The organism is Streptomyces sp. NPDC057302, assembly GCF_042667685.1.
Taxonomy (GTDB): Bacteria; Actinomycetota; Actinomycetes; order Streptomycetales; family Streptomycetaceae; genus Streptomyces.
In genome coordinates, this window is the sequence record NZ_JBHUZJ010000018.1 from 121,395 (window position 1) to 130,070 (window position 8,676).

The following is an 8,676-nucleotide window of genomic DNA, read 5'->3' on the forward strand; positions in this document are numbered from 1 at the left end:
ACGATCACCGCTCATTCACACAGCCTGGGGGGGCTTCATGCCTGAACCACGTCCTACCGCGAGACCCGCGGCATCCGCCGCGCTCTTCCTCGCCCTGGCCGCACTGCTGGCCCTGCTCGTACCGTCCGCGCTTCCGGTGACGGCCGCCCACGCCGCCGAGCCGGAGTGCGCACCGCTCGCCCTCGCGCCGTTCGGCGATCCGGGCACAGCGCTCGGCAAAGCCACCGTCGCACCCGACGCGACGACTTGCTACACCTTCACCACCACCGAGGCCGGCCTGCACCTGGTCTCGCTCGACGACTCCAGCAACGAAGCACACACCGCGGTCCACAGCGGCGACACACCCGTCGACTGCTACGACACCGAGTACCGCGACGCCGGCTGGTGCGACCTCGCCGCTTCGACCACGTACACGCTGAAGATCAGCAACAACGGCTGGGACGACGCCGACACCGCAGTTACCGTCGTGCCCCTCGGCAGCAACCGCGGCTGCGCGCCCAAAACCGGCACCGACTGGGACCAGCCGACCCCGACGCGTACGTCGGTCAGCCCCGCCGAAGTCGACTGCCAGCCCTTCGACGCCGAGCCCGGCGACCGCATCCGGCTCACCGACGCCACCAAGGTCTACGGCCAGGCCATCTCCTGGATCACCGACGCCACCGGCGCCCGGATCTGCCCGCGCTTCCCCGAGGACGACGAGGACAGCTGCGTCCTGCCCGGCAAGGGCCCCTACCGCGCCCTGTCCCGCGTCACCTCCGTGGAGAACGGCTTCCCCGCCGAGTACGCGGTCACAGCACGCCGCCTGAACGACCCCCAGGGCTGCCCGTCCGCCCCGGTCCGTCTCTACGGCCCGCTGAGCGCACAGGACCTCACCACCACGCCCTGCTTCACGGTCACCACGGAGAAAGCGGGCAAATACCGCCTCGACTCCGTCGACAAGGACGGCGAAACCGGACCGGTCCGCGTGCACGACCGCTCCGGCAAGACCCTCTGCCGCAACACCGAGCAGCCCTGCCGACTGCCCTCCGCGGGCGCCTACACCGCCTACCTCGACAACCCGTCCCCCTTCCACGACACCGCGCACGGCCTGATCGTCCTCGACCGGGCCTCCGACAGCGGCTGCGTGAAGAGCGAAATGGGCACCCACAAGGGCGAGTTCAGCACCGCAGGACAGTACGACTGCCTGAACCTCCCCGCGCCCAAGGACTCCCGCATAGCCGCCCTGACCCCGCTCAGCAGCTCCGGGACCGACGCAGCCGTGGAGGTCCTCGACAGCGAAGGCACCGAGCAGTGCGACGCCGAGAAGCTCGCCGCAGGCGACTGCGCGCTCACCGGCCCCGCGCCCTACCGCGCACTCGTCCACGCCGACGGAAGCCCCCGCACCGGCCCCTACACCGTCGCCGTCCACCGCACGGACGCCGCGAACGACTGCCCCGTCCTGCCCGCGGGCAGCTTCACCACCGACGGAGCCAAAGCCACCTTCTCCACCGGGAACGGCGTCTTCTCACGCTGCCTCACCATCCCGGCGGACACCCACACCTCGACCGAAGCCCTCCAGCTCGTCGCCACCTCCGGTGACGTGCCCGCCAAGTTCTCCGTGCTCGACTCCACCGGCAAGCGCGTCTGCGACAGCTACGCCACCACCAACGGCTGGACGCTCTGCGCCCTGACGCCGGGCAAGGCCCACACCGTCCTGGTCACCGGCCGCGACCAGACAGCCGACTACACCCTGACGCGGCGCGACGTGACATCGACGGCGTCCTCGGCGGGCTGCGCGAAGACGGCGGCCGCGAAGGTCGGCGGACCCTCCGTCAAGGGCACGTACGGCGCCCCCGGCTCCCTGCGCTGCCACCAGGTCACCACGCCCGCCGCCACCGACGTCGTACACCTCAACGTGCGGGACGCCCTGGCCACCGCCGACATGTACGTCCTCGACGGTGACGGCGAGAGCGAGTGCGACCGGCGCGCCCAGGCCTGCGCCGCCACCGGCAGCACCACCCACCAGGTCCTCGTCCAGACCCCGGTGAACCGCGAGGCAGCACCCCAGTACCGACTCGACGCCCTGCGCATCGCCACCGCCGAAGGCCCCGTCGACGAGTGCACCAAGGTCCCCTCGATCGCCTACGGCTACGGGCCCGTGACCGGCACCCTCGACGAAGCGCACACGGCCACCTGCGCCGTCCTGCCCACGGCCCGCAACGACCACTTCGAAGCCGAGATCTCCGACACCACCGGAGCCACCGAAGAAGCCGTCCCCGCGCTCTACAACAGCGCCTGGAAGAACGGCTGCTCCCGGGCCGTGCCGATGGACTACGTCTGCGGCGTGAACGCCCCGGAGGCGGACCCGAAGAAGCCCTCCGTACTCGTCATCGGCCTCCCGGAGAAGGCCCCGGCCACCTCCTACCGCGCCACACTGAAGTGCTCGTCCAACCGCTGCGGCGACGAGAAGACCACCATCACCGGCATCACCCCGGCCACGGCCCCCGGCGGCACCAAGCCCACGCTCACCGTGACGGGCACCGCCATCAACCCCGGCGCGACGGTCCAGCTGACGCAGTCGGGCAAGACCCTCACCGCGAAGACGACCTCGATCTCCGCCGACAACCGCACCCTGAAGGCGACGCTCGACCTGACGGACATCCCCGCGGGCACCTGGGACGCAAGCGTCATCGCCGGCGGCTCGCAGTACCCGAGCGGCACCTTCACCGTGACCGAGCCGACGCCGCGCAACACCACCGCTCCCAAAGTGACGGGAACGGCCGCGGTCGGCTCCAAGGTCACCGCCGACCCCGGCAGTTGGACGGCCGCGCCCACCTCGTACACCTACCAGTGGAAGGCGGACGGCGCGGCGATCGCCGACGCCACGGCCTCGACGTACAAGATCCCGGCAGCGCACCTGAACAAGAAGCTGTCCGTCACGGTCACCGCCCACAAGGCGGGCCACGAGGACGCCACCGCGACATCCTCCACGGTCACGGTCGCCAAGGGCGCGGCACCCAAGGCGTCGGCGAAGCCGACGATCAGCGGCACCGCCAAGGTAGGCAAGATCCTCAAGGCCGCACAGGGCACCTGGTCGCCCGCCCCGAGCTCGTACACCTACCAGTGGTACGCAAACGGAACGAAGATCACCGGCGCGACCAAGTCCTCACTGACCCTGAAGTCCGCCCAGCGAAGCAAAAAGATCACGGTCAAGGTAACGGCCCACCGCCCCGCCCACCACAACGGAACGTCCACGAGCAAGGCAACCGGAACCATCGCCTCCTAACCAGGAACACCGCACCCGCGGACATCACGAAGGCCCAGGACACCTCACCGGCGCCCTGGGCCTTCGTCTGCCGGAGCCCCCTCCCCGCCCCCACTAATCGACGTCGACCCCGAACTCCCGGACGAGCGACTCCAACCCACCCGAATAGCCCTTCCCACCCACCACGAACTGCCAGTCCCCGCTCGCCCGCCGCCTGAAAGAACCCAAAACCAACGCCGTCTCACCAGGCCTGCCGTCCGACACCGGAACCTCGTCCAACTCTGCGCCCTCCGCGTCCCTCAGACGGATCCCGGCACGCGTGAAACCAGCGAGATCAGCCTCCGGATCGGCCTCAGGGTCCACCGCTGCCACCAACACCAAGCGATCAGCCTCCTTCGGCAGCTCATCGAACGCCACCCGGATCGCGGCCCGGTCCCCCGCGAATTCACCCAACATCCGCACCGAGCCGTCCGGCGTCCGGTCACGCTGCATCCGCGCCATGTCCCGCTCACGCCCACGCAGCTCCAGCGCCTCATCGCGCTCCCGCTCCGACTCCAGCCGAAGCTGCGCTTCCCGCCGACGCTGCTGCTGGCGCTACGCCTCGACCCACTCCCCGATCAGGCCACTCGAACGACCGCTCATATCGCTCGCCCCCCTTGCGCACTGCCCCGGAAGATAATTGTGCCGGAGGGGGAGGCGGGGACTACTGGTTGGGCAAGAGGTACTTCGGGACATGGAGAAGCCCAGGTCAGACCTGCTCTGACCTGGGCTTTTCATTGAGCCGCCTGTCGGAATCGAACCGACGACCTTCCCATTACAAGTGGGGAGCTCTTCCGCTGAGCTAAGGCGGCACCACGCACAACAACGCCGTACGCGAAGGCTGCTCCACCTTACACAGAGCTCGTTTCCCCTAGCCACGGAGTTGCCCAACCACCCACCATCCAGATCCACACGTAACCACCCGCGCACCCGTTCGTTGAACGGACTGACGCACTGTTCCGACTATCGGACTGCGGGACCCGGGGAGGGTGCATGGGGACGTGACAGAGAAGCCCGAGGCGGTGACGGGCACGGAGGCCGACCGCCTCAAGCGCGAGGCTCTCGGCATCGCCGACCGCCGCAAGCACCACACCCGCCAGGCGTCCCCCATGAAGAGCCACGTCAAGGAGCCCGGCACCCAGCAGCGCGTCTACCGGTACCGCTGCTATCCCACCAAGGCCCAGGCCACACAGTTGGAGAAGACGTTCGGTGCCTGCCGCTGGGTCTACAACGAGGGGCTGGCCCTGCGTTCCGGGGCCTGGGAGCGGCACCGGGTGAACGTCGGCTTCGCGGAGACGTGCCGAGCGCTGACGGGCTGGCGACGGGCCGAGGAGACATCCTGGCTCCAGGAGGTGTCGTCGACCGTGCTTCAGCAGTCGCTGCGCCACCTCGAACAGGCGTACACGCGCTTCATCAAGGGTTCGGCGAAGTATCCGAAGCGGAAGAAGAAGGGCCGGTCGCGGGATTCGGCGACGTACGTCCGGACGGGGTTCAGCTGGGTGGAAGATCCCGAGCGGCCGGGGACCGGTTCGGTGAAGTTGGCCAAGCAGTCATCGCCTCTGGACGTGCGGTGGTCCCGTGCGCTGCCTGCTCAGACCCTTCCGGTCCGGCTTTCGGTGACGCGGGACCGGGCTGGCCGGTTCTTCCTCTCCGTGCTCGTGGAGGAGAAGATCGCGCTTCTTCCCAGCGTCTTTCTTCCCGGCTCGCAGGAGCCGAGAGCCGTCGGTCTGGATCTGGGTCTCGCGTCGCTCGTGACGCTCGACGACGGGACGAAGGTGGATCACCCGCGACTGCTGAAGCGGTACGCCGAGAAGCTGGCGCGGTTGCAACGTGAGTTGCACCGAAAAGTGAGGGGTTCGAAGAACCGGGAGAAGGCCAGGCGGCAGATCGCCCGGCTCTACGCGCTCATCGGAGACGTACGCAAAGACATGCTGGATCAGCTCACCACCCGCCTCGTGCGCGAGAACCAAGTGCTCGTGGTGGAGGACCTGTCCATCGTGACCCTGATGCGTCCGGCGCGCGGCAAGGGAAGGCAGCGCAAGGCGAAGCTGAATCGGGCGATCCGCGACGCCGGGTGGGGTGAGTTGTTGCGGCAGTTGCGCTACAAGTGCGAGTGGTACGGCCGGACGCTGGTGGTGGTGGACCGCTTCTTCCCGTCCACCCGCCGCTGCTCGGCCTGTCATGCGAAGGGGCCGAAGCTGGACGTCTCCGTCCGGCAATGGACGTGCGTCGAGTGCGGTGCAGCGCATGACCGGGACGTGAACGCGGCGGTCAACCTTCGCGAGGAAGGCATGCGGCTGTACTGGCTGGTGGCTGCCGCGCTGCCGCCGGGCCGGAAGGCACCCACGGTGATCAAGGCGTCGGAGCTGGAGGGGTGTCTGCTGGCCGCTTAGGTGCGGCTGGTGCGGTACGGACCGACGGGCCGTCGGCCGGAATGCCTGTGGAGCTCGTGTAAGACCGTGCGCGGTGACGGGGCAGCCCGTTGTCGGTCGGCGGTGGGCCGTGAAGCAGGAAGCCTTGAGGTGAGGTCAGAAATCGCGTGCTCTGCCCCCGCTCGAAGCGAAGCCAAAAGTGAGTCCCTCTGGCAACTTCGAGAATCTCCTCGAAGCTCGCAGCCGCACGACTACTGACAGACCGGTCCCCCCCGGGGTACCGTCCGAGCAGTTCACCCAGGTGGACTACACCACTCCTCTCTTTACAACGGATCGTCCGGCACGTTCCTGCCGGTGAAGGGGGCCTTCACCATGGCCACTGTTTCGTTCGACAAGGCGACCCGCACTTACCCGGGTGGCGACAAGCCCGCCGTCGATCAGCTCGAGCTGGACGTCGCGGACGGCGAATTCCTCGTCCTCGTCGGTCCCTCCGGCTGCGGAAAGTCCACCTCGCTCCGCATGCTCGCGGGGCTCGAGGACGTGAACGCCGGCGCCATCCGCATCGGTGACCGCGACGTCACGCACCTGCCGCCCAAGGACCGGGACATCGCCATGGTGTTCCAGAACTACGCGCTCTACCCGCACATGACGGTCGCCGACAACATGGGCTTCGCCCTGAAGATCGCGGGCGTCAACAAGGCCGAGATCCGCCAGAAGGTCGAGGACGCGGCGAAGATCCTCGACCTCACGGACTACCTGGCCCGCAAGCCGAAGGCCCTCTCCGGCGGTCAGCGCCAGCGAGTCGCCATGGGGCGCGCCATCGTGCGTGAGCCCCAGGTGTTCCTCATGGACGAGCCGCTGTCGAACCTCGACGCCAAGCTGCGTGTGTCCACGCGTACGCAGATCGCCAGCCTCCAGCGGCGCCTGGGCATCACCACCGTCTACGTGACCCACGACCAGGTCGAGGCCATGACCATGGGCGACCGCGTGGCCGTGCTCAAGGACGGTCTGCTCCAGCAGGTCGACTCGCCGCGCAACATGTACGACCGCCCGGCCAACCTCTTCGTCGCGGGCTTCATCGGCTCCCCCGCCATGAATCTCGTCGAGGTCCCGATCACCGACGGCGGCGTGAAGTTCGGCAACTCCGTGGTGCCGGTCAACCGCGAGGCGCTGTCCGCCGCGGCCGACAAGGGCGACCGCACGGTCACGGTCGGCGTCCGTCCGGAGCACTTCGACATCGTCGAGCAGGACGGCTCCACCGCGAAGTCCCTCTCCAAGGAGACCGAGGACGCTCCGGCGGGCCTCGCCGTCTCCGTGAACGTCGTGGAGGAGCTCGGCGCCGACGGGTACGTCTACGGCTCCGCCGAGGTCGGCGGCGAGCACAAGGACCTCGTGGTCCGCGTGAACGGCCGCAGGGTCCCGGAGAAGGGCACGCAGCTGCACGTCGTGCCGCGTCCGGGCGAGATCCACGTGTTCTCGACGTCGACGGGCGAGCGCCTCACCGACTGACGACCCGGTTCACCAGCGTGTGAAGGGCCCCGCACCTCGGTGCGGGGCCCTTCGCGTGCGGCCACGTTGTCGACAAATACCCCGGCAGACCGGTCATTTCGCTCGGGCCTCGTCAACACCGCTCCAGAGAAACCTCATTCTCCGTCGCTCGACCGAGTGACGTAATGTCGCCAAATCATCACCGACCGCTACGCTCACTCGCGTGACGCACTCCGCCAACTACACCCAGAAGCCGCGCCGAGCCCACCGGGGCCCCGCCCGACGCATCGGCCGCACGCTCGCCCTCGTCCTGCCCGTGATGCTGGTGCTCTCCGGGACCCTCGCGGTCACCAGCGTCAACTGGTCGGGGAACTCATCGGATTCGATGCTCACCGCATCCGCCGACGATCTCTCCGCACCGGCCAAGTCCCGCGCGCCGCAGGACGTCCTGCGTGACCGGCTGCTCCTGGAGCTCCAGGACAGGAACCCGGGCGTCGCGCTCACCCACCTCCAGCAGGAGGTGAACCGCCACCCGTCGCTCGCCCGGCACTGCGTCTCCGTCGCCCGTGCCCTCGGTCGCGCCGCAGTCCAGAAGTACGGCCCGAGCCGTGCCCAGTCGTATGCGCGCCCGGTCTGCGACACGTCCTTCGCGACGGGCGTCGCCGCCCACCAGAACGGCTGACGGGGCCGGGACGTAGGGTTTCCGGCATGACCGGCGACCCTCACGCTCACAGACCCACGCAGGCCGTCGTCCTGGCCGGAGGCCAGGGCTCGCGCCTCCGTCCGTACACCGATGACCGGCCCAAGCCGATGGTCGAGATCCCTGGCACAGGGACCCCGATCATCGGCCATCAGCTTTCCTGGCTGGCGGCCGAGGGCGTGACGGACGCGGTCGTCTCCTGCGGCCATCTCGCCGAGGTGCTCCAGGAGTGGCTGGAGTCGGCCGATCTCCCCCTGAACGTCACCACGGTGGTCGAGAAGGAGCCGCTGGGCCGCGGCGGCGGCCTCAAGTACGCCGCCCGCCACCTCCCGCACGCGGACCGCCCCTGGTACGCGACGAACGGCGACATCTGGACCCGCTTCTCGCTGCGCGACATGGCGGCCTTCCACGCCGAGCGCGACGCCACCGCGACCCTCGCCCTGGCCCGCCCCCGCATCCCGTGGGGCGCCGTCGAGACGGACGCGTTCGGCCACATCACGGACTTCATCGAGTCCCCGCCGTCCCCGTACCTGATCAACGCGGGCGTGTACGTCTTCTCCGCCTCCTTCGCCGCGCTCCTGCCGGACCGCGGCGACCACGAGCGCACCACGTTCCCGCGCCTCGCCCGAGCGAAGAGCCTGGCGGGCTTCCCGCTGCCGCAGGGCGCGTACTGGCGGGCGATCGACACCGCCAAGGACCTGACGGAAGCGGCCAAGGAGCTCGCGGCTCAGTCCGGTTGAGGGTTCTCGGTTCTCCCGCCTCACGGTTCTCCCGCCTCACGGTTCTCCCACCCTCGTACGCCGAAGGGGCCCCGCACAGTGTCTGTGCGGGGC

General features: G+C 69.1%; 5 protein-coding genes, 1 tRNA gene and 1 pseudogene. 5 read left to right on the plus strand and 2 right to left on the minus strand.

The genetic code is table 11. From position 1 onward, the window contains the following. Positions 1 to 37: 37 nt before the first annotated feature. On the plus strand, positions 38 to 3,265 hold the full coding sequence (locus ACFUPX_RS16240; RefSeq protein WP_383321772.1) for a Tat pathway signal protein: 3,228 nt from the start codon (positions 38 to 40) through the stop codon (positions 3,263 to 3,265). A gap of 93 nt (positions 3,266 to 3,358) precedes the next feature. Here the strand turns inward: ACFUPX_RS16240 and ACFUPX_RS16245 are convergent. Together ACFUPX_RS16245 and ACFUPX_RS16250 are read right to left on the minus strand one after the other, a co-directional pair. Next, positions 3,359 to 3,724 (minus strand): annotated as a pseudogene (locus ACFUPX_RS16245) (TerD family protein); the annotation flags it as partial. Positions 3,725 to 4,023: 299 nt separating this feature from the next. Next, a tRNA-Thr gene (locus ACFUPX_RS16250) sits at positions 4,024 to 4,095 on the minus strand. Between the two features lie 189 nt (positions 4,096 to 4,284). Here ACFUPX_RS16250 and ACFUPX_RS16255 point away from each other — a divergent pair. The 4 genes from ACFUPX_RS16255 to ACFUPX_RS16270 all read left to right on the plus strand — a co-directional run bounded on the left by ACFUPX_RS16255 (position 4,285) and on the right by ACFUPX_RS16270 (position 8,583). Continuing rightward, entirely contained in the window at positions 4,285 to 5,676 is a 1,392-nt protein-coding gene (locus ACFUPX_RS16255; protein ID WP_383321775.1) for an RNA-guided endonuclease InsQ/TnpB family protein, read from the plus strand. 351 nt (positions 5,677 to 6,027) lie between these two features. Next, positions 6,028 to 7,164 (plus strand): ABC transporter ATP-binding protein, encoded by a 1,137-nt coding sequence (locus ACFUPX_RS16260; RefSeq protein ID WP_383321778.1) that lies wholly within the window; start codon positions 6,028 to 6,030, stop codon positions 7,162 to 7,164. Positions 7,165 to 7,366: 202 nt separating this feature from the next. Beyond that, on the plus strand, positions 7,367 to 7,825 hold the full coding sequence (locus ACFUPX_RS16265; protein WP_383321781.1) for a hypothetical protein: 459 nt from the start codon (positions 7,367 to 7,369) through the stop codon (positions 7,823 to 7,825). Positions 7,826 to 7,851: 26 nt separating this feature from the next. Next, positions 7,852 to 8,583, plus strand: coding sequence for an NDP-sugar synthase (locus ACFUPX_RS16270; RefSeq protein WP_383321784.1), 732 nt, complete (start codon positions 7,852 to 7,854; stop codon positions 8,581 to 8,583). Positions 8,584 to 8,676: the final 93 nt, after the last annotated feature.

Bases quoted from the DNA above. Each gene is read 5' to 3' on its own strand.
- ACFUPX_RS16260 (WP_383321778.1), top strand. From the start codon at position 6,028: ATGGCCACTGTTTCGTTCGACAAGGCGACCCGCACTTACCCGGGTGGC.
- ACFUPX_RS16270 (WP_383321784.1), top strand. From the start codon at position 7,852: ATGACCGGCGACCCTCACGCTCACAGACCCACGCAGGCCGTCGTCCTG.
- ACFUPX_RS16240 (WP_383321772.1), top strand. From the start codon at position 38: ATGCCTGAACCACGTCCTACCGCGAGACCCGCGGCATCCGCCGCGCTC.